Raw genomic sequence first — 26,411 nt, 5'->3', positions numbered from 1 at the left:
GGGCCTCAGCTTTTGTCCAGCGCCGCGCGCAAGGTTTCGGTCGCGCTGTCCGAGGCTTTCGGAACAATCCGGTACAGCGCATTGACCAGGCAGAACAGGGCGAACCCCAGCAGGCCGACGCAAAGCACGGTCACCAGAATGCGGCCATACACCTTGTCATGCAGCCAGTCGAACGCGGTTCCGATACCGGCCTCAGGCGTGCCGGAGGCAGACAGGGCTGCTTGCCCGATCAGGAACCCGATAATGGCAATCACCACCCCATGCGCCGCCAGCCCGGCCTTCAGCGCGGTGTTCAGGTGCAGGGTGACAGGATTGGCCCGCAGGTGGTTGCGGTATGTTTCCTTCCAGGCCTTGCGGATGTAATACCCGCCGGCCCCGATGGTCAGGATCCCCGCAATCCCCAGCGCGGCCTGTCCGGCCGCACTGTTGAAATAGCCGCTCAAGCCGCCGCCGCCTTCCGCCGCCTCGCCGGATCCGGTCAGCACCGACAGGGCCAGAATGCCAAGGCCCAGGTGGATCAGCCCGGTCACAATCATGCCGGCGCGCGCGATCAGCCCTTTCGCGCCGCTGCCATAGGCCTCCAGGTCCCAGAAACTGTCCACCATGCGCCACACCGCATAGGCAAACAGCCCGATGGTGATAAGGATGATGACCGCCGTGCCCCAGCCGCCTTGCAGCCATTCCAGCGCCGCCGCCGTGCCCTTGGCCTCGCCGCCCTCCCAGATCGAGCGCAGCGACACGCCGGCCACCGCCAGATAGACCAGGGCGCGGCCCGCATATCCGGTTCGCATCACCGGCACCGCCCAAGCAAAATCCGCCGGATCCACATCCTGCAGACGCTTGCGGCGGGCATCGGTGAAAAAGCTGTCAGAGGTCATGGCATCAAATCCCGGCTGGGCAAAGAGAGGGCTCTCTCTAACTCAATGCGCCAAACCCGGTTTTGTTCCCGTTTGTTACCGCGCCCGGGCCGCCGCGGCGGCCCGGCCCTGAAACGGCAAAGCCCGGCACAGCGGCCGGGCTTTCAAATTCACCAGACTGTCCGGGCTGTTATGCCGCCAGCCCCTTGGAGCCGATGTCCAGAAACTTCTGGCGCCGGTCCTTGACCAGCTCGGCGGCGTCCTTGTCCATGAGCTCGTCCAGCATCTCCTGGATGGCGCCGCCCACGGCCTTGATTGCCGCCTTCGGATCCCGGTGCGCACCGCCCAGCGGCTCCGGGATGATCCGGTCATTGACGCCCAGCTTGTTCAGGTCCTGCGCCGTCAGCCGCAGCGCTTCCGCCGCTTCGCGCATCTTCTCTGCATCCTTCCACAGGATCGAGGCACAGCCCTCCGGCGAGATCACCGAGTAAATCGAGTGCTCCAGCATCGCCACCCGGTTGGCGGTGGCAAAGGCCACCGCGCCGCCAGACCCGCCTTCGCCGATGATCACCGAAATCAGCGGCACGCCGATCTTGAGGCACATCTCGGTCGATCGCGCGATCGCTTCCGACTGGCCGCGCTCCTCGGCGCCCTTGCCGGGATAGGCGCCGGCCGTATCCACCAGGGTGATCACTGGCAGCTTGAACCGGCTGGCCATCTCCATCAGCCGCACCGCCTTGCGGTAGCCCTCGGGCCGCGCCATGCCGAAGTTGCGCTCGATCCGGGATTTGGTGTCGCTGCCTTTCTCATGGCCGATCACCACCACCGGCTGGTCGTTGAACCGGGCCAGCCCGCCCATCACCGCCAGGTCATCGGCAAAGTTCCGGTCGCCGGCCAGCGGCGTGTACTCGGTGAACAGCGCCTCGATGTAATCCTTGCAATGAGGGCGTTCGGGATGGCGCGCCACTTGGCATTTGCGCCAGGGCGTCAGGCTCTTGTAGAGGTCCTTCAGCAGCTGCGCCGCCTTGGCGTCCAGCGCCTTGGCCTCATCCGCCACATCCATTTCCTCATTCGCGCGCGCCAGCGCCCGCAGCTCTTCCGCCTTGCCCTCGATTTCGGCCAGCGGTTTTTCGAATTCCAGATACTGGGTCATGTTGCCTCTGCTCTGCAGGTTTGCAGCTATATGGCCTTCTGCGCCGCAAGATGCAACTCGGCAAGATCCGGGATCATGGGCTTGGGCGCCACAGGCAGCCACCGCGCGGCAGCGGCAGGTGCCGCCAAGCGCTAAGCCCGTACAGAGGGAGCGCCCCGCCTTATTGCGGCCAGATCACCGGATAAAGCGAGGCCACCAGCAGCAACGCCATGGTCCAGTTGAACAGCACCAGGCGGCGCGGGCTGGTCAGGAACCGCGCCATCTGCTGGCCCAGCACCGTCCAGGAGCCGACAGAGGGCAGGTTGATGGCGCCGAAAATCACCCCCACCAGCAGGATCGCCGCCAGGGTCTGATCCGGCGTGTAGACGCTGATCGCCGTGAGGGCCATCGCCCAGGCCTTGGGGTTCACCCACTGAAACGCCGCCGCCTGCAGAAAGGTCATCGGGCGGCCCTCCGCCCCCTTCGCCTGCACCGGCGCGGCATTTGCAATTTTCCATGCGAGCCACAGCAGATAGGCGACCGACACCACCTTCAGAACCGTGTAGCTGACCGGGAAGGCATCAAATACCTGCACCAGCCCGGCACCGACCAGGAGCACCATGAACACAAACCCCAGCGCCACCCCCAGCATATGCGGGATGGTGCGGCGGAAGCCGAAATTGGCGCCGGAGGCCATCAGCATCAGGTTGTTCGGCCCCGGCGTGATCGAGGAGACAAAGGCAAACAGCGCCAGCGCGGTGAGGAGTTCGTAGGTCATGCGCAAAATCATTGCGCCAAACCCGCCAAATGAAATTGCGTTTTGCTGTGTTCTGCGCCTATTTTCGCAATCAATGGCGAAGAATGACAAGATAAACCAGCAGATATTGCAGGAGCTCAGCCGCGACGGCCGGATCAGCAATCTTGAGCTGGCAGAGCGCGTGGGCCTCTCCCCCTCCGCCTGCCTGCGCCGGGTGCAGGAACTGGAGCGCGCAGGCGTCATCACCGGCTACCGCGCGGTGCTGGACCGGCAGAAGCTGGGGGTAGGGTTTGCCACCTATATCGGCGTCGGGCTGGGGGAGCACACCAAGGAAGCCCAGGAAGCTTTCGAGCGCGCCATGCAGGCGGCGCCGGAAGTGGTCGAATGCCACAATATCACCGGCACCATTGAATATCTGCTGCGCGTCGAATGCGCCGACCTGCCGAGCTACAAGCGGTTCCACACCGATATCCTCGGCACCTCGCCTTATGTCACCGCGATCACCACCTATGTGGTGATGGGCTCGCCCAAGGATCTGCGGGCGTGAACTCTGGCTGAGGCTGGATATTGAGTATTTGGGGAAAGATGAAAGACTGATGCGCTTCATCTTTCCCCAAATACTCACTGCGCTGCGTTGGCTTCAGACGCGCGGCTGCAGGTGTTGCGCACCCTGCGTACGCCGCTCTCACGGGATCTTAGGCCGCCGGTGGCAGTCTTGGCCCCGGTCGCGATCACCCGCCGGGGCTTGGCTCCCCGGCACCCTTGGAACCGGACTCCCGCCTGGCAGCGGGGCCGTGCAGAGACAACGTTTAGCACGCGGGCGGATACGCCCGTCCATCTCCGCCATTCTGGCGGCGCCGCCAGTCCTTAACCGCCTTCGCTGAACCGGAACGTGGATACAGGATGAAACGGAACAGACGCACCGGCAGGGCAGGGGCCTTGGCCGGCGGTTTTTGCGTGCCCCGCCTTGGGGGCGTTACCCGTCCTGCAGCAGCGCCCGCATCGCAATCTCCGGCGAGGCCAGAACCGGCACCTCTGTCTTCACCCGCAGCAGTTCTGCCGCCCCGGACATCGAGGCTTGCGCCAGCACCACGCAGGCAAAATCCATCGCCGCCAGCGATTGGGAAACATCCCTGGCAACAGCCGCGGCAAAACCGGCGCTGTCCCCGGCCTCGAACAGCGGCCAATGCAGGCCCAGAAACAGGGGTGTCAGCTGCGGATCGTGCGCCCCGAACGCCCGCCGCAGCAGCGCCTCCGAGGGTTCTGCCGTGCTCTGCAGGCAATGGGCCATCAGCACCGGCCCGCCGATCCGCGCCGCCTCTTGCATCATCGGCCAGTCGATGCGGGTGGCGCCGGCTGCCTCCGCCGCCGGGCCAAGGGTGGTGCAGGTGCATAGGACCGGCCCGTCAACTGCGGCAACCGCCGCGGCAATCTCTGCCCCGAGGGCGGCATCAATCCCATCCTGCGCCCTGTCCAGCCAGTCAGCGCGCACCTGCTGGTCCAGATCCGCCCCCGGCGCCAAAGTGCGAAAGGTTTCCACATGCACCGCAGCCGTATGCAGCAAGGTCAAATCCGGCATTCTTCTCTCCAACCAAAAAGGGCGCCCCCGCGGGACGCCCTTGAAACCTTCACGCGCGGACCGGCGTCAGCTGCCCGCGATCAGCTCGGCCTGCGCCACAATCACCTCAGCCTGCTTGATCGACGCGATGTCGACAAGACGGCCCTTGTAGACGGTGGCGCCGGCACCCGACGCCTTGGCCTCTTCCATCGCCGCCAGGATCTCGCGGGCTTCTGCCACCGCCTCCTCGGACGGGGTGAACACCTGATTGGCCAGCGCGATCTGGCTGGGGTGGATCGCCCATTTGCCGACCATGCCCAGCGTCGCGGAGCGTTTTGCCTGGGCGATATAGCCCTCCTCGTCGGAGAAGTCCCCGAACGGCCCGTCCACCGGCAGGATGCCATGAGTGCGGCAGGCGGCAACGATCGCGGCCTGCGCCCAGTGCCAGGGGTCGGACCAGTGCTTCTGGCCCTCGCGGATCATGTAGTAATTCTCTTGCGTGCCGCCGATGCCGGTGGTCTGCATCCCCATCGAGGCGGCAAAATCCGCAGCGCCCAGGCTCATCGCCTGCAGGCGGGGCGAGGATTTTGCGATCTCTTCCACATGGGCGATGCCCGCTGCGGATTCGATGATCACTTCAAAGGACACCGGCTTGGTCCGGCCCTTGGCGCGCTCGATGGCAGTGACCAGCGCGTCCACCGCATAGACATCCTCGGCGCAGCCCACCTTTGGGATCATGATCTGGTCGAGCCGATCGCCCGCCTGCTCCAAAATGTCCACCACGTCGCGGTACCAGTAGGGGGTGTCGAGCCCGTTGATCCGCACCGACAGGTATTTGCTGCCCCAGTCGACGCTGTTGATCGCTTCGATCACATTGGCGCGGGCCTGGTCCTTGTCGCTGGGCGCCACCGAATCCTCCAGGTCGAGGTTGATGACATCCGCCGCGGAAGCCGCCATCTTCTCGAACAGCTTCACTTTGGAGCCGGGGCCGAACAGCTGGCAGCGGTTGGGGCGCGCCGGGGCGGCGGGCTGGATGCGGAAGCTCATGGGGCAATCCTCCAGGTAATGACATTTCAATTCTGCTGGGGTGAAGTGTTAGAAAGTTGCGCTGGCATGTGCAAGGGAATTTTGCACATGCAGAAAGCGCCGCTGCGCTGCGGCGCCGCAAACATTGCCGCAAACAGGCGCGCAGGGGCAGGCCGTCCGTGCGAGCAACCGGGCATGAGACGCGCATTCATTGAAAACTGGGCCCTGTTTCTGGGCATGCTGATGCTGATGGTGGCCAACGGCCTGCTGGTCACGCTGCTGACAATCCGGGGCGCGGGGCTGGGCTTCTCCGACCTTACCATCTCGATCATGCAGGCTGCCTATCCGGCCGGCGCCCTGCTGGGCACGGTGATGGCGCCGGGGATGGTGGCCAAGGTCGGCCACATCCGGGCGTTTTCGGCGCTGGCTTCGCTGGTGTCGATCTCGGCGATCCTGCATCTGCTGACCTCGGACCCCTATTCCTGGTCGGCGATGCGTTTTCTGGCGGGGTTCTGCTATCCCGGCATGTATGTGATCACCGAAAGCTGGCTGCAGGCGAAGTCGGAAAACAGCAACCGGGCGCAGATCCTGTCGATTTATTTCATGATCTGGATGGCAGGCCCGGCCATCGGCACCGCGCTGGTGGCGGTGCCGGACCCCGGCGGCAATCTGTTGTTCGGGGTGGTGTCGATCCTGATCTCGCTGTCGATCGTGCCGCTGCTCCTGTCGGGCAATAAGGCGCCGGAGTACCAGGTGCCGGACCGTATGCCGGTGCGCAAGCTATACCGGGTGTCGCCGATGGCGGTGCTCGGCAATCTGGTCAGCGCCGCCGCTGTAGCGGGCTGGTTCATCGCGCTGCCGCTTTATGCGCTGTCGCGCGGCATGAGTGCGGCAGAGGCTTCCGGCGTGCTGGTGGTGGCGATGGTTGTCGGCGCAGTGGTGCAGTATCCGGCCGGCTGGATCAGCGACAAGACCGACCGGCGGCTGGTGCTGATGGGGCTGGGCGTGATCGGCGGCGCTGCCTGCCTGTGGATGCTGGCCACCCCCGCGCCGCAGGCGCTGGTGATCGGCTTTGCGGTGCTCGCAGGCGCCAGCCTGCCGATGTATGCGGTCTGTTCGGCCCATGCCAACGACCAGCTGAAACCGGCACAGATCGTGCCTGCCAGCGGCACCATGGTGTTCCTTTTGAACGTCGGCCAGTTCACCGGCACGCTGGCCGCCCCAAATATGGTCAGCATTGCTGACGGAAATGGATTGCTGATCCTGCTCGCGACCTTGTGTTTTATGGTTGCAGGCGTTGCCGCGCTGCGGCGCAGTCAGGCCGATGCGCCAGAGGAAACCGGCTCTCAGCAGGCGATTGCAGTGCTTGGCGCGCCCCAAACCGGGGTGCTTCAGGCCGAATCCTGGCTGGAGGAGGAAAATAATGTCAGCAAGGGTGACATAACGCGGGAATCTCCTGCAAAATGACAAAACAGCAGGATAATCTTGCGTCTTAAAGGCGGCGCGCGGCGGAAAAGGTATGAACTTGTGCAGGAATCTCCGCAAACTCACCGGCAAGAGTGAAGAGGAAACCCGCCATGATCGAAACCCCTTATCTGCTGTTCCTGGGCGACGCGCCCGACATGCTGGCCGCCAAAGTTGCCATCGGCATCCGTGACTGGCGCCCCGACCACGCCATCGGCCAGATCACCCTGCCGGGCTGCGGCGCGGACCTGGGGCTGACCGAAATGACCCTGGCCGAGGCCAAGGAAGCCGGCGCCAAGACCCTGGTGATCGGCGTTGCCAACCGCGGCGGCGTGATCTCGCCCGCGTGGAAGAAGGTGCTGATCGAAGCGCTGGAGATGGGTTATGACCTGGCGTCCGGCCTGCACAACCTGCTGCGCGACGAAGGCGACCTGGTGGCCGCGGCCCAGACCCATGGCGGCACCCTGCACGACGTGCGTGTGCCCACCGTCGGCTATCCGATCGCCAACGGCAAACCGCGCAAGGGCAAGCGCTGCCTGGCGGTGGGCACCGACTGCTCGGTCGGCAAGATGTACACCGCCCTGGCGATGGACGCCGAGATGCAGAAGCGCGGCATGAAGTCGACCTTCCGCGCCACCGGCCAGACCGGCATCCTGATCACCGGCCACGGCGTGCCGCTGGACGCGGTTATCGCCGACTTCATGGCGGGGTCGATCGAATATCTGACCCCGGACAATGATGACGACCACTGGGACCTGATCGAGGGCCAGGGCTCGCTGTTCCACATCTCCTACTCGGGCGTCACCATGGCGCTGGTGCACGGCGGCCAGCCGGACGCGCTGATCCTGTGCCACGAGCCGACCCGCACCCATATGCGCGGCCTGCCGGACTATGACGTGCCCACCCTGGAAGAGCTGCGCGAAGTGGCCCTGCCGCTGGCACAGCGCGCCAACCCGGCCTGCAAGGTGGTCGGCGTCTCGGTCAACACCCAGCATCTGTCCGAGGACGAGGCGGTGAAATACCTCTCCGAGGTCGAAGAACGGATGGGCCTGCCCGCCGTTGACCCCTACCGCCACGGCGCCGGCCGTCTGGTGGACGCGCTGGCCGCGGTCTGATCTAACAGCCCCGCCGGAGGTGCTCAGGCGCAGCCAGGGATGCCTCCGGCGGGAGTATTTTGGGAAAGATGAAAAGGCAGGTGCCCCGGTTGCCGGGCATCGCGCCAAGGCCCGCTGCCGTTGCGCGCAGGGCCGCAGGAAAGGGCAGTTTCATGAAAATCACCGTCACCCCGGACGTCTTCAAACTGGCGCAGGTCTTCACCATCTCGCGCGGCTCGCGCACCGAGGCCAAGGTGCTGACCGTGCGGGTGGAGAAGGACGGCGTCACCGGCTGGGGCGAATGCGTGCCCTATGCCCGCTATAACGAGACGCTGGAGAGCGTGACCGCCGAAATCGAGGGCCTGCCCGCCGATTTCACGCGGCAGGAGCTGCAATCGCTGCTGCCCGCCGGTGCCGCCCGCAATGCAGTGGATTGCGCGCTGTGGGATCTGGAGGCAAAGCAGGCCGGTAAGCGCGTCTGGGACCTGGCGGGCTTGCCGGAGCCCAAGGCGGAAATCACCGCCTACACACTGTCGCTGGACACAGCAGAGAAGATGCAGGCGCAGGCGGCAGAGAACGCCCACCGTCCGCTTTTGAAGATCAAGCTCGGCACGCCCGATGACATGCCGCGGCTGGAAGCAGTGCGGGCCGGTGCGCCGGAGGCGAAGATCATCATCGACGCCAATGAGGGCTGGTCGGCGGAGGTTTATGCCGAACTCGCCCCGCATCTTGTGCGCCTCGGCGTCGAGCTGGTGGAGCAGCCGCTGCCCGCGGGCGAGGATGAGGCCCTCATCGGGATGGAGCGCCCGGTGCCGGTCTGCGCCGATGAGAGCTGCCATGACCGCGAGAGCCTGCCGGGCCTCAAGGGCAAGTACGACGTGGTCAACATCAAGCTGGACAAGACCGGCGGCCTCACTGAGGCGCTGAAGCTGCGCGAGGCGGCGCTGGCCGAGGGCTATCAGGTGATGGTCGGCTGCATGGTCGGATCCTCGCTGGCGATGGCACCCGCGACGCTTGTGGCGCAGGGTGCGGCGGTAACGGATCTTGACGGGCCGCTCTTGCTGGCCGAAGACCGCGAGGAACCTTTGACATTTGATGCCGGGGGCGTGCACCCGCCCAAGGCTGCCCTGTGGGGTTGAGGAGACAACAATGACCCGTACCGTTTATGTGAATGGCGAATACCTGCCCGAAGGTGAAGCCAAGGTTTCAATCTTTGACCGCGGCTTTCTGTTCGCCGATGCGGTGTATGAGGTGACCTCGGTCCTCGACGGCAAGCTGATCGACTTCGACGGCCACGCCGTGCGCCTGGAGCGCTCGCTGAAAGAGCTGGACATGGCGTCGCCTTGCTCCAAGGAGGAGCTGCTGGAAATCCACCGCAAGCTGGTGGAGCTGAACGGCATCGAAGAGGGCCTGGTGTACCTGCAGGTGACCCGCGGTTCCGACGGCGACCGGGATTTCGTGTTCCCCTCCGCGGACACCCCGCCGTCGCTGGTGCTGTTCACCCAGAACAAGCCGGGCCTGGCTGACAGCCCGGCGGCGCAGAAGGGCGCCAAGGTGATTTCGATCGACGACATCCGCTGGGGCCGCCGCGACATCAAGACGGTGCAGCTGCTGTACCCCTCGATGGGCAAGATGATGGCCAAGAAGGCGGGCTGCGATGACGCCTGGCTGGTCGAGGACGGCTATGTGACCGAAGGGACCTCCAACAATGCCTATTACGTCAAGAACGGCAAGATCGTGACCCGGCCGCTGTCCAATGACATTCTGCACGGCATCACCCGCGCCGCGGTTCTGCGGCTGGCGGCAGAAGCGCAGATGGAGATCGAGGAGCGCCTGTTCACCATCGAGGAAGCCAAGGAGGCGGATGAGGCTTTCACCACCTCCGCCAGCGCCTTTGTGATGCCGGTGGTGGAGATCGACGGCGTGCAGCTGGGCGACGGCACCCCAGGCCCCATCGCGAAGCGCCTGCGCGAGATCTATCTGGAAGAAAGCCGCAAGAAAGCCGTCTGAGGCTTCTGCTCCAGATCTGGAACATACAGAACGGGCTGGATTTTCCAGCCCGTTTTTCTTGGCACTCCGGTTGCCTTCTTGCCTCAGCCTTGCAGGCTGTGTGCGTGTGTGGAGTAGCCGCCTTGCAATTTAGAGTGTTTTACGGGATGTGGTCTGCAGCAAGAGATATCGTTTAAGGACCGGATTTTGAAACAGCATTTTCCGACCGCAGTTTTCTGCGGTTTCTTCGCTTTTGCTGCAGTAACCGCCGCCGGAGCGCAGTCAATTCCGGAGCGGACAGCTGTGGAGGCAATTGCCGGCCTGGATCACCGCACCAGTGACCTCTTTCTCGACACCGGCAGCGCTGGCGCAGGCATTCGGGCGGGCGTGCTGCTGGGGAGCAATTTTCGGCTATTGGCAGGCTTGTCCCGGGATTTCAGCAGGCTCTTCGAAGAAAAGGAGCGAAGGGATGGGACTGACCGCAGAACAAGCTACAGCCTCACGGCTGCCTGGGATATCGGGAGAGCGCATGAGGTCAGCCTTGGCTATCTCTACAACCGGTACGAACTTGCGTGGCAAGCCGCGCCCGGGCTGCGGACCATCGGCGAAAGCGAATCTGTGAGCCTGGACTACTCCCATTTTGCGGATTGGGGGCAGGCGGGAATTGGCGTGACAGAAATCCTTGGCAACGGTTCTGACCCGTTTCTCAGAGTGAATGGTGAATATAAACTGGCAGGCCTTGGCGGGCAGACGGAGTTTTATGCTCTAGGGGGTGCATACGGGGCAGTGGATGAGGATGACAAAGGGTTCTCCTTGGGGCTGCGTGCCAAAATGCCGAAGGGCTACAATCTTTATGCGTCTGCAGGCCGGAGCTATTTTAGTTCCGGCGGTGACAGCACCGGGTTCAGCTTGGCTCTCGTCAAATCCTTCGGTGCCAATGCAGAGCGGATTTTCCGCCGGCACTGATGGCGCAAACTTGTGAAGATCGCAAAGGCCGCCCTTTTGGGCGGTCTCTTTTGTTCAAAAGAGAATCTATTCCGCTATTCCGAGCGGGTACGGCAGGGCCGCAGGGCCTGTCGTTGAGGACGGTGAAACAGCGTATTTTCCAGCCTTCGGCGACAATGGGGCGCCAGACCGAATGACTGTCCCGGGAAATCCCTGCTTCGGCCCGGGATTTTAACTAATTTTATACAAAATGGGCGCGTCAACGGCGAAATAGGATAGTCTGAAACCCAGTTGAAGAGGCGCCGGGAGTTGCGCCGTCTGCCAGAGTAACAAGCCGCGGAGGGGCCAGATGGAACAGTGTTATCAGCCGGAAATGGGTCAGATGGCGGCGGCGCAGGCTGCGGAGCCCAGCGACACCGAAATTCTTGCAGCCGTCCGCCGGGTGCTGACCGCCGAGGTGGTGGAGCATACCGGCTACGCTCAGGCGCCCGCTCGCGGGGGCTGGTTTGCCGGGTCGCTGGCGGCACGGCTGGTCGGCAGGTTCCGCGGCTAGGCGCGCATCCGGGGGGGAGCGCGCCCGGCTGCGGAACGGCCGCCGGTTATTGATTGAGGAAATTCAAATGCAGGCCGCCCGGTTCGGGCGGCCTTTTTTGCCGCCCGCGAGAATTTTCCTGCTGTACGGCACAAGCGGCAGTGACCGCGGCGGAATGTGCTAGTCTGGTGCGGTGAACCAGGCGGGGAGGGGCGCAGATGCTGAGCCGGATTTGGATGCTGCTGGCAGCGGTGCTGATTGCCGCGCCCGCGGCGGCAGCGGACCAAACGGCAGGGTGCGGCGGCGAAATCCCCTGCGCGGTTGCGGGCGGCGAATACCGCATTGCCTTGCCGGCGGGCTGGCAGGGCGGCCCTGCTGTGATGTTTCTGCACGGCTATGGCAGCAGCGGCGCCAAGGTCATCGCAAACACCGGGCTGGTCAAGGCTTTCACTGCTCGGGGCTATGCGGTGATTGCCCCGAGCGGCCTGCCCTGGAGGCAGGGCAAGCCCGCGGACTGGTCCGTGCGCGACGGCTGGAACACCTATCCCCGCAACGACCTGGCCTTTCTGCGCGCGGTGCTGGCGGATGCTGCGGCGAATGCCCGCGTCGACCCGGACCGGCTGCTGCTGAGCGGGTTTTCCCGCGGCGGGTCGATGGTCTGGGAGGTGGCCTGTCTGGCGCCCGGCTTTGCCGCCGCCTATGCGGCGGTGTCGGGCGGGTTCTGGCTGCCGATGACGCAGGAGTGCAAGGGTCCGGTGCAGCTGCTGCATATTCATGGCTTTGCCGATACGGTTGTGCCGCTGGAAGGCCGCGCGATACCGGGCTCCGAAGCTGGGATCGTGCAGGGCGATATCTGGCAGGGGCTGCAGCTGTGGCGGCGGCAGAACACCTGCCCTAGCAATGCCGCGGGCCATGAGGCCGCAGACGGCGTCTGGCGCAAGCGCTGGGACTGCCAGGCCGGCGGGCTGGAGCTGATCCTGCACCAAGGCGGACATGGCCTGCCCAAGGGCTGGAGCGCCATGGCGCTCGACTGGTTCGAAGGGCTGGAGCGCTGAGCGGGGCAGGGCGGGGCTGCCCTGCCGGCTGTGCGATCAGCCGCCCTGCGTTAGCCGCTGCCTGAAGAACGCCAGGATATCATCCCGCGCCTGCAGGGTCGGGTGGCCTGCCTCATCCACCAGATGCGCGGTGACCACGCTGTGCGGGGTGGGGACGTGTTTTGCAAAGAACGGCGGCACCTCCCGCGCGGCGGCGCTGTCCGGCAGGGTGCGGGCGTCAAAGCGGTCTCCCAAAGCCTCGGCGTAGGCCGCAAAGCGCTGAGCCTGGCAGAAGGCGTCGCCCTGGAACCGGTAGGCCAGCACGCTGAGGTCCTCGCGCTCCAGCCGCTCACGCACGGCGGCCAGCTCCTCGGGCGGGCTTTCGAGGCCTGCGGGAGTGTCCAGCGGCAGCGACGGCTGCGCCAGAACCGGCGCCAGCATGGCTGGCTCCAGCATCATCGACAGGGCGAAATTGCCGGTGAAGCACATGCCGATGGCACCGGTGCCGGGACCGCCGCATTCGCGATGAGCCAACCGCGCCAGCGCCCGCAGCCACTGGGTTACGGGACTGGCGCCGCCGCCCGCAAAGGCGCGGAACTCGGCGCTGACGCAGGCGCGGCGGAACACTTCGGCGCCGTCCTCTGCCGTGGCCGCAGCGCCGTCACGCCCGAACAGCGAGGGCATGTAGACGGTGAACCCCGCATCGCGCACCCAGCGGGCAAAACGGGCCACATGCGGGCTGATCCCCGGCATCTCCGCCATCACGATCACCGCCGGGCCCTTGCCGGAAACATGCACGGTCTTGTCCGCATCGTTGAGAGTGATCCGGCGCGGTTCGAAATCCTCAAGCGCGTCATCCTGGTCCATCGGGTGCGGGGTCATCGGGGCTGTCCTTTCTGCCTTCGAAGCTGAGTCTCAATTTTGAACCCAGATAGAAATCCCCTATCTGGGTCCGCATGTCAAACTCAGCCTCTGATTCCCGTCAAACCCCGCCTGCCGTCCGCCGCCGCGCCCTGGTGCCCAAGGAGCAGTGCCCGATGGCGCTGGCCGCCGAAATCCTGGGCGACCGCTGGACGCTGCTGATCCTGCGGGAGGCGTTTTACGGGGTGTGCCGCTATGACGATATGCGCGAGGACCTGAAGGCGCCGCGCTCCACCCTGACGGACCGGCTGAACAGCCTGGTGGCTCGGGGGATCCTGGAAAAACAGCCCTATCAGGAGGCGGGCGACCGGGTGCGCCAGGCCTATGTGCTGACTGAGGCCGGGCGCGGACTGGCGCTGACCTTTCTGGCGCTGACGCAATGGGGGGAGGCGCATGTGACCGGCGGCGCAGCGCCGGTCGGGGTTGTGGACCGGGAGACCGGCGCGCCGCTGCGCGTGGCATTGGTGGATACGGAGGGCGCGCCGGCCGATCCTGCGCGCGCAGCCTTGCGGCTGAGGCGCTGAGGCCGCGGCCGCACCACCTCTTTTCACCTTTGGTCAAATACTCCGGGGTGAATTGGCCGTCAGGCCAAGAGGGGCAGCGCCCCTGCTGCCGCTTACTGCTTGTCCGTGACGTTTTCCTTGAAGGCCACCTTGAATTCGGCCTGCTTCTCCGGGCTGGCCTCGGTCTGGTAGCTGGCTTTCCACTCTTCCATGGTCATGCCGTAGTAGATCTCGCGCGCCTCGGTCTTGTCCATGTCGATGCCGCGCTCGTTGGCAGCCTCCTGGTACCAGCGCGCCAGGCAGTTGCGGCAGAAGCCGGCCAGGTTCATCAGGTCGATGTTCTGCACATCGGTGCGGTCTTCCATCAGGTGCTTTTGCAGGCGGCGGAAGGCGGCGGCCTGGATTTCGATCTCGGTTTGCTTGTCCATAGCAGAAAATCCTCGGGTATTCGGCGGGTTTGCGCACAGGCCTAGCAGCCGCGGCAGGGGCGGGCAATGGCGGGCTGCGGTCAGATCAGCTGCAGCGCCAGCCAGGGGCCCAGGGCCGTTGCAAAGATCATGATCTTGTAGGTGCCGAGCCAGCGGTAGAAGGTGAGGCTGACATCAGCAGGCGCCAGCCCGAACAGGCGTGCGTGCAGCCCGGCGGCCCAGTCTTGCATCAGCATCAGCAGAATGGCCGACAGGGTGAACAGGCCGATGTGCAAGACGGTCAGCCAGCCGAAAAAGGCAGAGAGGGCTTCCTGGGTCATGACGGCTCCCTTTCCGGAAAATCCCGCGTTTCTGTTACAGATATGGGGGCGCGGGGGCGGTTCGGCAACGCGGGCAGCCGTTTTCCGGCGCGGGAAACGGCCCGGAAAACACGTGTTTTCCGACCCGGAATTCGCGCCGAATTCCGGGTCAGAGACCAGAGGCGTCCAGCGCCCGGGGCAGGACGCGGGCGAGGCGCTCGGCCCAGGCGTGCTGGCCTGCGTGCTCGGCAATCAGGTCGTTGCGCAGCTCGATCAGCGTGTTGGGGCGGCCCGGCTTGGTGGCGTGAGTCTCGATCGCGTCGCCGGGCAGGTGGCCGGTGTAGGGCTCATTGACGCCGGCACACAGGCCGTCCTCGCGGTTCAGTTCCTCAATCACGAAGGGCGAGAACCGCTCGCCTTCGGGAAACAGGATGCCGATCTCCCAGGGCCGCGGCGGGCGGCCGCGCAGCTGGCGGGTGAAGCTGTGAACCGAGACGATCACCGTGCGCGGCCGTTCCGCCAGCCGCGCCAAGGCGCGGTGGTAGGGGCGGTAGCAATTCTCCAGCCGCTCCTTCAGCTCTGCCGCGCCGGCGTGCCGGTTGGCGGGGATGATGGTGCCGTCATAAAGCTTCATCAAGAGGGTCGGATCATCCTCGCCGCGGTTGGGGTCGATCACCAGGCGGGAGAAATTCGACGCCACCACCGGCGCATTCAGCATTTCGCCCAAGAGTTTCGACACCTCATAGGCGCCGACGTCATAGGCGATGTGGCGCTCCATATCCTCGCGGGGGAGGCCCAGGTCGCCGCCGCCGGCAAAAGGCGGCACAACATTTGTCGCATGGTCGCAGGTGATCAGCCAGCGGGCGGGCCGGTCGGCGCCGTGCACGAAATAGGGTGTATATGTCATGGGCCTGTCATCTTTTGGTGACGGCTGTTTAGGGGAGTTGCGGGAAAATGGGAATTAGGGGATAAGCAGCTCAACGCTGTTTGCGATAACATATTTCAGGTCCGGAGGAGTAGATCCCGATGAAACGCTCGCGCAATGTCAAGATTGTCGCCACCCTGGGGCCGGCTTCGGAAACCTATGAAACGATCCGCGCCCTGCATGAGGCCGGTGCCGATGTGTTCCGGCTGAACATGTCGCACGGCAGCCACCCGGAGATTGCCGAAAAGCACAAGATCATCCGGCAGGTGGAACAGGATCTCGACAGCCCGATTGCGATCCTGGCGGACCTGCAGGGGCCGAAACTGCGCGTCGGGGTCTTTGCCAATGGGGCCGAGGAGCTGGAGGAGGGGGCCAAGTTCCGCCTCGATCTGGATAATGCCGAGGGCGATGCCAGCCGCGTCTGCCTGCCGCATCCGGAAATCTTTCAGGCGCTGGAGCCGGGCGCGCATCTTTTGGTCAATGACGGCAAGATCCGCCTGGTGGTGGACGCCTGCGGCCCGGATTTTGCCGACTGCACGGTGGAGACCGGCGGCACCATTTCCAACCGCAAGGGGGTGAACGTGCCGGATGTTGTGCTGCCGCTGGCGGCGCTGTCGGAGAAGGACCGGGCGGATCTGGAATTTGTCTGCAATCTGGGCGTTGACTGGCTGGCGCTGTCTTTCGTGCAGCGGGCCAAGGACGTCTATGAGGCGCGCACGCTGGCCGATGGCCGCGCCGCGGTGCTGTCGAAGATCGAGAAGCCGCAGGCGGTGGAGGACTTCGAGGCGATCCTGGACGCCTCCGACGGGATCATGGTGGCGCGGGGCGATCTGGGCGTGGAGCTGCCGGTGGCAGCGGTGCCGCCGATCCAGAAGCGGCTGGTGCGCAAGTGCCGGGCCGCCGCCAAGCCGGTGATCGTGGCGACACAGATGCTGGAAAGCATGATCGAAAGCCCGATGCCGACCAGGGCCGAGGTCTCCGACGTGGCGACCGCCATCTATGAGGGCGCCGATGCGGTGATGCTGAGCGCCGAAAGCGCGGCTGGCCAGTATCCGGTGCAGGCGGTGCAGACCATGGACAAGGTGGCGATCGAGGTGGAGGCCGACCCGACCTATACCCAGATCATCGCCGCCTCGCGCTCTGCCAAGGGCACCACGGTGGCCGATGGCATCGTCGCTGCGGCGCGGGAGATTGCGGAAAAGACCGAGATCAAGGCGATCTGCTGTTTTACCCAATCGGGCACCACTGCGCTGCTGACCGCGCGCGAGCGTCCCGGCGTGCCGATCATCGCGATGACCCCGGTCAGCGCCACCGCGCGGCGGCTGTGCCTCAGCTGGGGCTGCAAATGCGTGATGACGCCGGAGCTGGACCGCTTTAAGGGCGCGGTCGTGAATGCGGCGCGCGCGGCCCGGGCGGGCGGCTATGCCGGGGACACCGACCAGATCGTGGTCACCGCGGGGGTGCCCTTCAACGTGCCGGGCACCACCAACATCCTGCGCATTGCCCCCTGCGACGAGCGGCTGATTTACAGCACCGACCCGGAGTAACCGCACCCCGCTTAGCGGGCTGATTGCCGGGGGCGTTGCGCCCCCGGTGCTGCCGCCTTGCGCGGGCGGCGCCCAACTGCTCACCTATGCCTGGGCGGCAAAGCCCGGCTGGGATGCCGGGAAAGACTGGCCTGGGGCGTTTTTCCGGGGTCCTCGGCGCTAATTCCAGAGATTCCGCTTGCCCCCCGGGTGAGGTTTGCTTAAAGGGCAGCTCTGTTCCGCGCGGCCGGCCGTCGAGGCATGCCGAGTCGCGCGTCTAGCGAACCCGCATTGAAGGAGACGGAAATGCCCAAGATGAAGACAAAATCGAGCGCCAAGAAGCGCTTTAAGGTGACTGCGACCGGCAAGGTCATCGCAGGTCAGGCCGGCAAGCGCCACGGCATGATCAAACGCACCAAGAAATTCATCCGTGACGCCCGCGGCACCACGGTTCTGTCGGCCCCCGACGCAAAGATCGTCAAGGGCTTCATGCCCTACGACCGCTAAGAGGAGATCTGAGATATGTCCCGCGTTAAAGGTGGTACCACGACTCACGCCCGTCACAAGAAGGTCATCAAGGCAGCCAAAGGTTACTACGGCCGCCGCAAGAATACCTTCAAGGTTGCCCGTCAGGCCGTCGACAAGGCGAACCAGTACGCAACCCGCGACCGTAAGAACCGCAAGCGCAACTTCCGCGCGCTGTGGATCCAGCGGATCAACGCGGCTGTGCGTTCGCACGACGAAGCGCTGACCTACTCCCGCTTCATCAACGGCCTGACCCTGGCCGGCATCGAAGTGGACCGTAAGGTTCTGGCCGACCTGGCCGTGCACGAGCCCGAAGCCTTCGGTGCGATCGTGCGCCAGGCACAGGACGCGCTGGCAGCCTAAGGCACCAGACGGATCTGAATTCAGAAAAGGCCGCTCCGGTTTGGAGCGGCCTTTTTTATTGGCGGGCGCTGTCAGCGGCGGCGCAGTCTCAGTTGCATTCCACGATCATCAGCCCCGTGGTTTCGTCCCGCCGTGTTGACACGCGGTCGGCGGGCAGATTTGCGCAATAGCCGTTCAGATCATAGTACCCAGCCAGGTTGGTGAATGATTGCTCGTCGACCAGGCGGTAGTTGATTGCGTTATTGCCGGACGGAATGAACACGCTTTTTTCGGGGTTCCCATCGGGTGAGATAATGTCGCCGCGGGTGACTTCCAGATAGGCCCAGGCGTTCTCTGGCACGCTGATCTTCTGGGTTGTCTTGTTTGCGAGCACTTCTTCAAAGTCCCGGCCGATCGTGGTTTGGGAGGACCACTTGTAAGCGTATTCGGTTTCCACCGAGGCGGTGACGTAATAGGTGCCGGAAACGGAGGCGCTGGTTGTCACGCTGTGGGTCTGGGACAGCGCGCGTTCGTAGGATTCCGTTTTGCGGGATGCAATTTCGGTATATTCGGTGAGCTCCATACCGGGGGTGATCGCTCCAACAATGGCGGTGACGTTCCGGGCAAGGACCGTGTTGCTGCTGTAGCCCACCACGCAAACGGCATCGAGTGAATCGAGGAAGTTCCCGCTGCTGCCGCCCAGGGCGATCACAAGCAGGTCCTCCCGGGAACAGCCCAGTTCCGCGGACAGCAGTTTTTCGTCATTCAGGATGCCGCCTTGAAGTGTTGTGCCGTCTGTAAAATAGAACTTGAGCCCGCTGAGAAAGCTGTCTCGTATGTCGTAGCCGATATCCTGGACGAGAATATCTGGCGACAGAGTGACCGAGTCGCCCATACCACCACCCTCGCCGCCGTGACGATCGCCGTTGAGGAAAATGGCGTCAATCAGAGTGCCGGTTTTGAGGCGCAACTCGCGCAGGGAAACAGGGTCGAACCGGCCGCCGCCGCCGCCGCCCATGTGGTGCTTGACGATCTTGCCGCCGCTCTCTTTGAGCTCCTTGATTTCGTTCTGGGAAAAAACCGGAAGTTCCTTGCTGAATGCGCCGTCCATTGCAAACCCTTTCAATGAATAGTGAACAATCAGAGATTGCGCATTGCCATCTGGATTCGTCTTTAAGATGATGCTTTTAAATTGCTTAAAACACGCAACCGGCTAGGGGCGCGTGGAAATTCAGTCAAAAACTGATTGGTGCAGGTCAGCCTCTGGGCAGGCGCAGGGTGAAAACGGTTTGCTCATCGTCCGATTGCGCCGTCAGCAGGCCGCCGTGGCCCTTGGCGATCTGCTGGGCGATGAACAGCCCCAGTCCCAGCCCGTTCTGCGAGTCCCGCATCTCGGCGCGGGTGAACGGCTCAAACAAGCGATCCATGGTTTCCGCAGGGATCGGCACGCCGGCGTTGGTGACGGACAGAAGAAAATCGCCGCCGTCGTCGCGCGCGGCCACCGTCACCGGTTTGCCTGGAGTGCCATGCGTCACCGCATTCGACAGCAGGTTCGAAACCAGCTGGGCCATGCGCTCCGGGTCGCAGTCGAGCGGATCCTGGAAGCTGTACTCTTCACGCAGCGGCGTGCCCGGATTGGCCAGCCGGATTTCCTCCACGGTCTGGCTCAGCACCGGCCGCAGCTCTGACTTGCGGGCGCGCTCGATCTCAATGCCGTTGCCCAGGCGGGCGCGGGCAAAATCGAGAATGTCGTTGATCAGCGACGACATGCGGGTGACGGACTGGCGGCCCAGGGCCAGGATCTCCAGCGCCTTGGCGGATTGCGGTTCGTTTTCCAAGAGCCGCAGCGCCGCGCCGACGGCCGACAGCGGGTTGCGCAGGTCATGGCCCAGGACCGCGATGAACTGCTCGCGGAAACGGGCCTCCTGCTCGCGGGTGGCAAGGTTGGCTTCGTTCTCCTTGGCGCGGGTGATGTCACGGGCGCTGCAGAAATAACGGCTCCCTTCCGGCACCGCGTTCCAGGACAGCCAGCGGTAGGAGCCGTCCTTGTGCCGGTAGCGGTTTTCGAATTGCAGAACCGGATGGCCGTGCTTGACGCGCTCGAACGCAGCCTCTGTCCGGGAGATGTCGTCCGGGTGCACGAAGTGGAAGAACTGGCGGCTTTCGATTTCCTCGGGCAGCAGGCCCAGCGTGGTGAACCAGGCGGGGTTGGTGTCGGTGAAGACACCGGAAGCGTCAACGACGCCGAGAAGGTCGGGGGTGACCTTCCAGGTCAAGGTGCTCCGGTCCAGGTGCGTCGGCATGGCGGTACATCCATTTTGCAAGGTGCCGTTTACCGTGCGCATGCAAACCCCCGCCTTGCAAGTGCTAACATGCCGGTCTGGCAGCCAAAATGCCGCCTTTGATCCTCCGCTGCCACGCCTGGCCGCTAGGCCTGGTGCCACAGGGGGCGGAAGCGGGCGCCGGCTGGGGCAGGGAGGCGGTGCCGGAGCCCAAAGGTGCTGCCCTGCTGCTGTTTGCGGGCCAGCGGAGGTCAGGCGGAACTTTGGGGCAGGGGTGCGGCGTTGAGCCAGTGACGACAACCCATTGGCCGGGACCGGAACAGGAGCACGCAATGACCGCCGCAGACCCCGCGCACAGCGATGCCGCACAGAAGACAGCAGCACTCTACCGGATGGATATGCCGGGCCATCTGTGCCCCTACGGGCTGAAGTCCAGGGCGCTGCTGCGCTGGAAGGGGTATGAGGTCGAGGACCACCGGCTGACCACCCGCGAGGAGGTTGAGCGCTTTCAGGAGCAGGCGGGGGTCGAAACAACGCCGCAGACCTATATCGGCGGCGAGCGGATTGGCGGTTATGAGGACCTGCGCGCCCATTTCGGCATTCCGGTCCGTGCTGAGGGGGAGACCACCTATGTGCCGGTGATTGCGCTGTTTGCGATGGCGCTGGGGATCGCACTGGCAGCGCAGTGGGCCGCCTTTGACGCGTTAGGCGCAGGCCGGACGCTGCAGTGGTTTGTCGCCGTTTCCATGTGCTTGCTGGCGCTGCAGAAACTGCGCGATGTGGAGAGCTTTTCCAGCATGTTCCTGAACTATGACCTGTTGGCCCGCCGGTTTGTTCCTTACGCCTATGTCTACCCCTTTGCCGAAGGGGTGGCGGGCCTTCTGATGCTGGCGGGCGTGCTGATCTGGCTGGCGGCGCCGCTGGCGCTGGTGATCGGCACGGTTGGCGCGGTGTCGGTCTTCAAGGCGGTCTATATCGACAAGCGGGAGCTGAAATGCGCCTGCATGGGCGGCAGCAGCGCGGTGCCTCTGGGCTTTGTCTCGCTTACCGAGAACCTGATGATGGCGGGCATGGGCGCCTGGATGCTGCTGAGCTGAGGGCGCCTAGGCTGCGATCCCGTGCGGGCCGTGGCGGATGATGGCCCATTGGCCGTAGGTGTCGTCCAGATCCAGTTTGATCGCCGCGGTGGATTTGCTGGAGGCGCTGCCGATCTCGGCCAGGGTGAACTCGATGCCGCCGGGGATGTCGATGCGGACCCGGTGCTCGCCGCCGCCATGCGGGGCCTGGATCGGGCGGCCTGAGGCGCTGAGCAGCCCCTCGATCTCCACCGTGGCGGTGCGGTTTTCGATGTCGGCCTCGTAGTCGATCCGCTTGATCAGCGTCTCATGCACGGTGTCGCACATGGCGCGGAACACCCACCAATGGGTGGCTTCCTCCTCCGTTTCGCCGCCCAGAAGCACGGTCTCAAGCGCCGCGCGCTGAGCGTCCGACGCGCGGTCGTCAATGATCGCCTGCAAGGCGCCCTTGCCTTCGAAGATCGGCCCGGGCCAGGCGTAGAGCAGGGTGGCGCGGGTGCCTGTGAGGTCCGTTTCCTCGAAATGGCCCTTGTCGATATGGATCACCTCGAACCCGGTGCAATGCCCGTGGGTGGGCAGATCCTCGAACTGGCAGGGGCAGCCATAGTTGCAGTTGCAGTTCCCGAAGCTGCGGCCTTCGATGTACCAATCCGCATGTGCCATGGCTGTGTCCTCCGGTGCAGCTGATAAGATGTGCGCGGAGTGTATCACAAAACGGGCATCAATTCAGGCCGGGAACCGGCCCGGCGCAGGGCGGCGACACAGCCGCGCGCCTTCCGCCGCCGCCCTCTTGCTTTCAGCCGCTCTTGTGGTAGCAGGACACAAGCAGAATTCGAGGGGCCGTGATGGACGATCTTAAAGCCAAATACCTGGGTCAGATTGCAGAGGCCGCCGACGAGGCGGCGCTGGAGGCGATCCGTCTTGCCGCCGTCGGCAAGAAGGGCGAAGTGGCGCTGAAGATGCGCGAGCTGGGCAAGATGACCCCGGAGGAGCGCCAGGCGGCCGGCCCGGCGCTGAACGCGCTGAAGGATGAGATCAACTCCGCCCTGGCGGCCAAGAAAGCCGGGCTGGAAGATGCCGCGCTGGATGAGCGCCTGCGCACCGAATGGCTGGATGTTACCCTGCCGTCGCGCCCCTCCCGCCAGGGCAGCCTGCATCCGGTCAGTCAGGTGCAGGAAGAGATCACCGCGATCTTCGCCGAACTCGGCTTCTCCGTCGCCGAAGGGCCGCGGATCGACACCGACTGGTACAATTTCGATGCGCTGAACATCCCCGGACACCACCCGGCGCGCGCCGAAATGGACACGTTTTACATGCACCGCGCCGAAGGCGACAACCGCCCGCCGCATGTGCTGCGCACCCATACCTCGCCGGTTCAGATCCGCTCGATGGAAAAGATGGGCGCGCCGCTGCGCATCATCTGCCCGGGCGGCGTCTACCGCGCCGACTATGACCAGACCCACACGCCGATGTTCCACCAGGTCGAAGGCCTGGCGCTGGACAAGGACATCTCGATGGCGAACCTCAAGTGGGTGCTGGAGGAGTTCGTCAAATCCTTCTTCGAGGTGGACGGCGTCGAGCTGCGCTTCCGCGCCTCCCACTTCCCCTTCACCGAGCCGTCGGCAGAGGTGGACATCCGCTGCTCCTGGGAGGGCGGTGCGCTGAAGATCGGCGAAGGCGACGACTGGATGGAGATCCTCGGCTCCGGCATGGTGCATCCCAAGGTGATCGCGGCCGGCGGCATCGACCCGGAGATCTACCAGGGCTTTGCCTTCGGCATCGGCATCGACCGCCTGGCGATGCTGAAATACGGCATCCCGGACTTGCGCGCCTTCTTCGACAGCGACCTGCGCTGGCTGCGCCACTACGGCTTCCAGAGCCTGGACATGCCGGCGCTGCATGGCGGTTTGAGCAGGTGAAATTGCTTGAGGTTGCAAACTAAGTAGCTAGGCTCGCCTCTTTTGGCGGGCCTTTTGCATTTAGGAGTTACTTATGAAGCGCAATGATGACTTGTTGCGAGAGATGCTATTTGAGTTTGAGGCGGATCAATCTGGGGTGCTGCATTTTCGGAAGTTTCTCAGCATGCCGCAGGAGCAAATCGAGAGGAACCATCATGTGTCTTTGCTGTCAGACGCTGGGCTGGTTACGCAAGTTTCTGAAACCGGCTTCAGGCTTACAAACATGGGGCACGACTATATTGAAGCCATCAGAAGCGATACGGTTTGGCAAAAGACAAAGGATGGGGCGGCAAAAGTTGGCGGCATGACATTGGGAATGATGCGTGATTTGGCTTTTGCATATCTAAAGCAAGAAGCGTCAGAAAAGCTGGGCATCACCTTTTAGAGGCGAGAGCCAATTTTTAAAACTCAGGGCGCAGCCCCGCATCGCGCCCGACCCGCCCCCCCCAGCGCGGAATCAAGGCCGAGAGGCCGCCGCGCCATCGCCTGACCGCCCGCACGGGCAGGCGATTTGGTGACGCAGGCACATCAGCTTGAAGTTCTACGGACTGGGCCGGCATAAACTGCCAGACACCACCGTCGTTCGCCTCCCCGCGGTCAGGCGATGGCGCGGCTCCACGCTCCCCCGGTACGGGCTTTTCCACCTCACTGAGCGCCATCCTTGATTCCCCCAGCGCTGAACCCTTGAACCTTGGCGCATTCTTTGCCATTGCCTCAGGTCAAACACGCATGTCTGCCAAGGGGTCCCCGACCGATGAAATTCACGCTTTCCTGGCTGAAAGACCACCTCGACACCGACGCCTCGGTGGAGGAGATCACCGACGCCCTGACCGATCTGGGCCTTGAGGTCGAAGGGGTCGTCAATCCGGCCGATGTGCTGAAGGATTTTACCCTCGGCTATGTGAAACATGCTGAGAAGCACCCGGATGCCGACAAGCTGCGGGTCTGCAAGGTGGACACCGACGAGGGCGAGCTGCAGATCATCTGCGGCGCGCCGAATGCGCGGGAAGGCATCACCGTGGTGGTCTGCAAGCCGGGCATGTATGTTCCGGGCCTGGATATCACCATCGGCGTCGGCAAGATCCGCGGCATCGAGAGCTTTGGCATGATGGCCTCCGAGCGCGAGCTGGAGCTGTCGGAGGAGCATGACGGCATCATTGAGCTGCCCTCGGGCGCGGTCGGCGACAAGTTCGTGGACTGGCTGGCGGAGAACGATCCGGCCAAAGTCGACCCGGTGATCGAGATTGCGATCACTCCGAACCGTCCCGATGCGCTGGGCGTCTATGGCATCGCCCGCGATCTGGCGGCGCGCGGTCTCGGCACCCTGAAGACCCGCGCGTTCGAGGCGATCCCGGGCGATTTCGACAGCCCGATCAAGGTCACCATCGACGAAGACACCCTGGACGGCTGCCCGCTGTTTGCCGGCCGGGTGATCAAGGGGGTGAAGAACGGCCCCAGCCCGCAGTGGCTGCAGGACCGGCTGACGGCGATCGGCCTGCGCCCGATCTCGGCGCTGGTGGACGTGACCAACTTCTTCACCTTCGACCAGAACCGCCCGCTGCATGTGTTCGATGCGGTCAAAGTGTCCGGCAGCCTGCGGGTGCACCGCGCCCAGGGCGGCGAGACGCTGGTGGCGCTGGATGAGAAGGAATACACCCTGGGCGCGGGCCATATGGTGATCTCCGACGAAAACGGCGTGGAGAGCATCGGCGGCATCATGGGCGGCGCCGCGACCGGCTGCACCGAAGACACCGTGGATGTGTTCCTGGAGAGCGCGTTCTGGGATCACGTGCAGATCGCGATGGCGGGCCGGGCGCTCAAGATCAACTCCGACGCGCGCTACCGGTTCGAGCGCGGTGTGGATCCGGAATACACCATTGAGGGCCTGCACCGGGCGACCCAGATGATCTTGGATATCTGCGGCGGCGAGCCGTCAGAGATGGTGATTGCCGGCGACGTGCCGGATCATTCGCGCGCCTATAAGCTGGACAGCGGCCGGGTGCAGTCACTGGTGGGGATGGAGATCCCGGAAAGCGACCAGCGCCAGACCCTGACCCGCCTGGGCTTCCGCCTGGAGGGCAACATGGCGCATGTGCCCAGCTGGCGGCCGGATGTGCAGGGCGAAGCTGACCTGGTGGAAGAGGTCGCCCGCATCGCCTCGCTGACCAAGCTGCAGGGCAAGCCCCTGCCGCGGCTGACCGACGGGATTCCGAAGCCGGTGATGACGCCGCAGCAGCGCCGCCAGCAGATGGCGCGCCGCACTTGCGCCAGCCTCGGCTACAACGAGATCGTCAGCTACAGCTTCATCGACAAGGCCTCGGCGGCGCTGTTCGGCGGCGGCGATGATGCCACCATGCTGGCCAATCCGATCTCTTCCGAGATGTCGCACATGCGTCCGGACCTGCTGGCGGGCCTCTTGCAGGCTGCGGCCCGCAATCAGGCGCGCGGATTCATGGATCTGGCGCTGTTTGAGGCAGGGCCTGCCTTTACCGGCGGCGAGCCGGGCGAGCAGGTCAATCAGATCGCGGGCCTGCTGGTCGGGCGCACCGGACCCAAAGACGTGCATGGTGCCTCGCGGGCGGTGGACCTTTATGATGCCAAGGCGGATGCCGAGGCGGTTCTGGCGGCCATCGGCGCTCCGGCCAAGGTTCAGATCCTGCGAGACGGTGCTGCCTGGTGGCACCCGGGCCGCCATGGCCGCATCTGCCTGGGTCCGAAGAAGACCCTCGGCGTCTTTGGCGAGCTGCATCCGAAGGTGCTGAAAGAGATGGGGATCAAGGGTGCGGCCGTGGCCTTCACCATCTTCCCGGATGAGGTGCCGCTGCCGCGCAAATCCGGCGCCACCCGCCCGGCGCTGGCGATCAGCGACCTGCAGGCGGTGGAGCGGGACTTCGCCTTTGTGGTCGATGCGGATGTCGAGGCGCTGACGCTGGTCAATGCCGCTGCCGGTGCCGACAAGGCGCTGATCGAGGATGTGCGCGTCTTTGACGAATTCATCGGCGGCTCCCTGGGTGAGGGCAAGAAGTCACTGGCGATCACCGTGCGGCTGCAGCCCAGCGACCAGACGCTGAAGGAAAAAGATATCGAGGCGGTGAGCGAGAAGATCATCGCCAAGGTCACCAAGGCCACCGGCGGCACCCTGCGGGGGTGACGGCGGGCCCAAGACTTTTTGAAAAGTCTTGGCAAAAGTTTTGGGAAAACTATTGGGCAGCGCACCCGTTGGGGCGCTGCCTTTTCC

The 26,411-nt window shown here is 64.4% G+C and carries 28 protein-coding genes; 16 read left to right on the top strand and 12 right to left on the bottom strand.

Annotated features, from left to right (window positions below; all coding sequences use genetic code 11):
- Positions 1-5 precede the first annotated feature (5 nt).
- The 3 genes from R2C4_RS14585 to R2C4_RS14575 form a co-directional block, all read right to left on the bottom strand.
- Positions 6-878 (bottom strand): DUF1206 domain-containing protein, encoded by an 873-nt coding sequence (locus tag R2C4_RS14585; protein ID WP_141891202.1) that lies wholly within the window; start codon positions 876-878, stop codon positions 6-8.
- A gap of 169 nt (positions 879-1,047) precedes the next feature.
- On the bottom strand, positions 1,048-2,010 hold the full coding sequence (locus tag R2C4_RS14580; RefSeq protein WP_058285028.1) for an acetyl-CoA carboxylase carboxyltransferase subunit alpha: 963 nt from the start codon (positions 2,008-2,010) through the stop codon (positions 1,048-1,050).
- Between the two features lie 160 nt (positions 2,011-2,170).
- Complete coding sequence (locus tag R2C4_RS14575) at positions 2,171-2,767, bottom strand: LysE family translocator (RefSeq protein WP_141891201.1); 597 nt, start codon at positions 2,765-2,767, stop codon at positions 2,171-2,173.
- Between the two features lie 73 nt (positions 2,768-2,840).
- Between R2C4_RS14575 and R2C4_RS14570 the strand changes: the two genes are divergently transcribed.
- Complete coding sequence (locus R2C4_RS14570) at positions 2,841-3,293, top strand: Lrp/AsnC family transcriptional regulator (RefSeq protein WP_058285029.1); 453 nt, start codon at positions 2,841-2,843, stop codon at positions 3,291-3,293.
- A 429-nt stretch (positions 3,294-3,722) separates the two neighbouring features.
- On the opposite strand, the gene R2C4_RS14565 is transcribed toward R2C4_RS14570, so the two are convergent.
- Both R2C4_RS14565 and R2C4_RS14560 read right to left on the bottom strand, forming a co-directional pair.
- Positions 3,723-4,325: an aspartate/glutamate racemase family protein gene (locus R2C4_RS14565; protein ID WP_141891200.1), complete on the bottom strand. Its 603-nt coding sequence runs from the start codon at positions 4,323-4,325 to the stop codon at positions 3,723-3,725.
- A gap of 66 nt (positions 4,326-4,391) precedes the next feature.
- On the bottom strand, positions 4,392-5,351 hold the full coding sequence (locus tag R2C4_RS14560) for an L-malyl-CoA/beta-methylmalyl-CoA lyase (protein ID WP_058285031.1): 960 nt from the start codon (positions 5,349-5,351) through the stop codon (positions 4,392-4,394).
- Positions 5,352-5,525: 174 nt separating this feature from the next.
- Between R2C4_RS14560 and R2C4_RS14555 the strand changes: the two genes are divergently transcribed.
- From R2C4_RS14555 to R2C4_RS14525, 7 genes are all read left to right on the top strand, one after another.
- Positions 5,526-6,797 (top strand): MFS transporter, encoded by a 1,272-nt coding sequence (locus R2C4_RS14555; RefSeq protein WP_141891199.1) that lies wholly within the window; start codon positions 5,526-5,528, stop codon positions 6,795-6,797.
- Between the two features lie 110 nt (positions 6,798-6,907).
- Positions 6,908-7,909: an N-acetyltransferase DgcN gene (gene dgcN / locus R2C4_RS14550; RefSeq protein WP_141891198.1), complete on the top strand. Its 1,002-nt coding sequence runs from the start codon at positions 6,908-6,910 to the stop codon at positions 7,907-7,909.
- Positions 7,910-8,061: 152 nt separating this feature from the next.
- Positions 8,062-9,027 carry an N-acetyl-D-Glu racemase DgcA gene (gene dgcA, locus R2C4_RS14545; protein ID WP_141891197.1) on the top strand — a complete coding sequence of 322 codons (966 nt, stop codon included), beginning with the start codon at positions 8,062-8,064 and terminating at the stop codon, positions 9,025-9,027.
- A gap of 10 nt (positions 9,028-9,037) precedes the next feature.
- On the top strand, positions 9,038-9,898 hold the full coding sequence (locus R2C4_RS14540) for a D-amino-acid transaminase (RefSeq protein ID WP_141891196.1): 861 nt from the start codon (positions 9,038-9,040) through the stop codon (positions 9,896-9,898).
- A 186-nt stretch (positions 9,899-10,084) separates the two neighbouring features.
- Positions 10,085-10,843, top strand: coding sequence for a hypothetical protein (locus R2C4_RS14535; protein WP_141891195.1), 759 nt, complete (start codon positions 10,085-10,087; stop codon positions 10,841-10,843).
- A 328-nt stretch (positions 10,844-11,171) separates the two neighbouring features.
- Entirely contained in the window at positions 11,172-11,375 is a 204-nt protein-coding gene (locus R2C4_RS14530; protein ID WP_141891194.1) for a hypothetical protein, read from the top strand.
- Positions 11,376-11,572: 197 nt separating this feature from the next.
- Positions 11,573-12,409 carry a CE1 family esterase gene (locus R2C4_RS14525; RefSeq protein WP_141891193.1) on the top strand — a complete coding sequence of 279 codons (837 nt, stop codon included), beginning with the start codon at positions 11,573-11,575 and terminating at the stop codon, positions 12,407-12,409.
- Positions 12,410-12,445: 36 nt separating this feature from the next.
- Here the strand turns inward: R2C4_RS14525 and R2C4_RS14520 are convergent, their stop codons facing one another.
- Positions 12,446-13,270: a dienelactone hydrolase family protein gene (locus R2C4_RS14520; protein ID WP_141891192.1), complete on the bottom strand. Its 825-nt coding sequence runs from the start codon at positions 13,268-13,270 to the stop codon at positions 12,446-12,448.
- 155 nt (positions 13,271-13,425) lie between these two features.
- Here R2C4_RS14520 and R2C4_RS14515 point away from each other — a divergent pair, with 155 nt between their 5' ends.
- On the top strand, positions 13,426-13,833 hold the full coding sequence (locus R2C4_RS14515) for a winged helix-turn-helix transcriptional regulator (RefSeq protein ID WP_141891191.1): 408 nt from the start codon (positions 13,426-13,428) through the stop codon (positions 13,831-13,833).
- A gap of 92 nt (positions 13,834-13,925) precedes the next feature.
- Here the strand turns inward: R2C4_RS14515 and R2C4_RS14510 are convergent, their stop codons facing one another.
- From R2C4_RS14510 to R2C4_RS14500, 3 genes are all read right to left on the bottom strand, one after another.
- Positions 13,926-14,240, bottom strand: a complete 315-nt coding sequence (locus R2C4_RS14510) for a DUF1244 domain-containing protein (protein WP_141891190.1) — start codon at positions 14,238-14,240, stop codon at positions 13,926-13,928.
- Positions 14,241-14,320: 80 nt separating this feature from the next.
- On the bottom strand, positions 14,321-14,560 hold the full coding sequence (locus R2C4_RS14505) for a DUF6868 family protein (protein ID WP_141891189.1): 240 nt from the start codon (positions 14,558-14,560) through the stop codon (positions 14,321-14,323).
- A 148-nt stretch (positions 14,561-14,708) separates the two neighbouring features.
- Positions 14,709-15,446 carry an N-formylglutamate amidohydrolase gene (locus tag R2C4_RS14500; protein WP_141891188.1) on the bottom strand — a complete coding sequence of 246 codons (738 nt, stop codon included), beginning with the start codon at positions 15,444-15,446 and terminating at the stop codon, positions 14,709-14,711.
- 119 nt (positions 15,447-15,565) lie between these two features.
- On the opposite strand from R2C4_RS14500, the gene pyk reads away from it, so the two are divergent.
- From pyk to rplT, 3 genes are all read left to right on the top strand, one after another.
- Positions 15,566-17,011 carry a pyruvate kinase gene (pyk, locus tag R2C4_RS14495; RefSeq protein WP_141891187.1) on the top strand — a complete coding sequence of 482 codons (1,446 nt, stop codon included), beginning with the start codon at positions 15,566-15,568 and terminating at the stop codon, positions 17,009-17,011.
- Positions 17,012-17,296: 285 nt separating this feature from the next.
- On the top strand, positions 17,297-17,497 hold the full coding sequence (gene rpmI / locus R2C4_RS14490) for a 50S ribosomal protein L35 (RefSeq protein WP_008557770.1): 201 nt from the start codon (positions 17,297-17,299) through the stop codon (positions 17,495-17,497).
- 15 nt (positions 17,498-17,512) lie between these two features.
- On the top strand, positions 17,513-17,878 hold the full coding sequence (gene rplT, locus R2C4_RS14485; RefSeq protein ID WP_008557989.1) for a 50S ribosomal protein L20: 366 nt from the start codon (positions 17,513-17,515) through the stop codon (positions 17,876-17,878).
- An 88-nt stretch (positions 17,879-17,966) separates the two neighbouring features.
- Here rplT and R2C4_RS14480 read toward each other — a convergent pair whose 3' ends face one another.
- Positions 17,967-18,968, bottom strand: coding sequence for a hypothetical protein (locus R2C4_RS14480; RefSeq protein ID WP_141891186.1), 1,002 nt, complete (start codon positions 18,966-18,968; stop codon positions 17,967-17,969).
- A 145-nt stretch (positions 18,969-19,113) separates the two neighbouring features.
- Complete coding sequence (locus R2C4_RS14475) at positions 19,114-20,160, bottom strand: PAS domain-containing sensor histidine kinase (protein ID WP_244940734.1); 1,047 nt, start codon at positions 20,158-20,160, stop codon at positions 19,114-19,116.
- A gap of 311 nt (positions 20,161-20,471) precedes the next feature.
- Here R2C4_RS14475 and R2C4_RS14470 point away from each other — a divergent pair, with 311 nt between their 5' ends.
- Positions 20,472-21,236, top strand: coding sequence for a MauE/DoxX family redox-associated membrane protein (locus tag R2C4_RS14470; RefSeq protein ID WP_141891185.1), 765 nt, complete (start codon positions 20,472-20,474; stop codon positions 21,234-21,236).
- Positions 21,237-21,242: 6 nt separating this feature from the next.
- Here the strand turns inward: R2C4_RS14470 and R2C4_RS14465 are convergent, their stop codons facing one another.
- Entirely contained in the window at positions 21,243-21,878 is a 636-nt protein-coding gene (locus R2C4_RS14465) for a DUF1326 domain-containing protein (RefSeq protein WP_141891184.1), read from the bottom strand.
- Positions 21,879-22,060: 182 nt separating this feature from the next.
- On the opposite strand from R2C4_RS14465, the gene pheS reads away from it, so the two are divergent.
- From pheS to pheT, 3 genes are all read left to right on the top strand, one after another.
- Positions 22,061-23,134: a phenylalanine--tRNA ligase subunit alpha gene (gene pheS, locus R2C4_RS14460; protein ID WP_141891183.1), complete on the top strand. Its 1,074-nt coding sequence runs from the start codon at positions 22,061-22,063 to the stop codon at positions 23,132-23,134.
- A gap of 73 nt (positions 23,135-23,207) precedes the next feature.
- Positions 23,208-23,558, top strand: coding sequence for a DUF2513 domain-containing protein (locus tag R2C4_RS14455; protein WP_058285047.1), 351 nt, complete (start codon positions 23,208-23,210; stop codon positions 23,556-23,558).
- Positions 23,559-23,927: 369 nt separating this feature from the next.
- Positions 23,928-26,324: a phenylalanine--tRNA ligase subunit beta gene (gene pheT, locus R2C4_RS14450; RefSeq protein ID WP_141891182.1), complete on the top strand. Its 2,397-nt coding sequence runs from the start codon at positions 23,928-23,930 to the stop codon at positions 26,322-26,324.
- Positions 26,325-26,411 lie beyond the last annotated feature (87 nt).

Source organism: Leisingera aquaemixtae, from assembly GCF_006740765.1.
GTDB lineage: Bacteria > Pseudomonadota > Alphaproteobacteria > Rhodobacterales > Rhodobacteraceae > Leisingera > Leisingera aquaemixtae.
The sequence above is the reverse complement of the archived record's forward strand: the minus strand, read 5'-3'. Positions and strand labels throughout refer to the sequence as shown.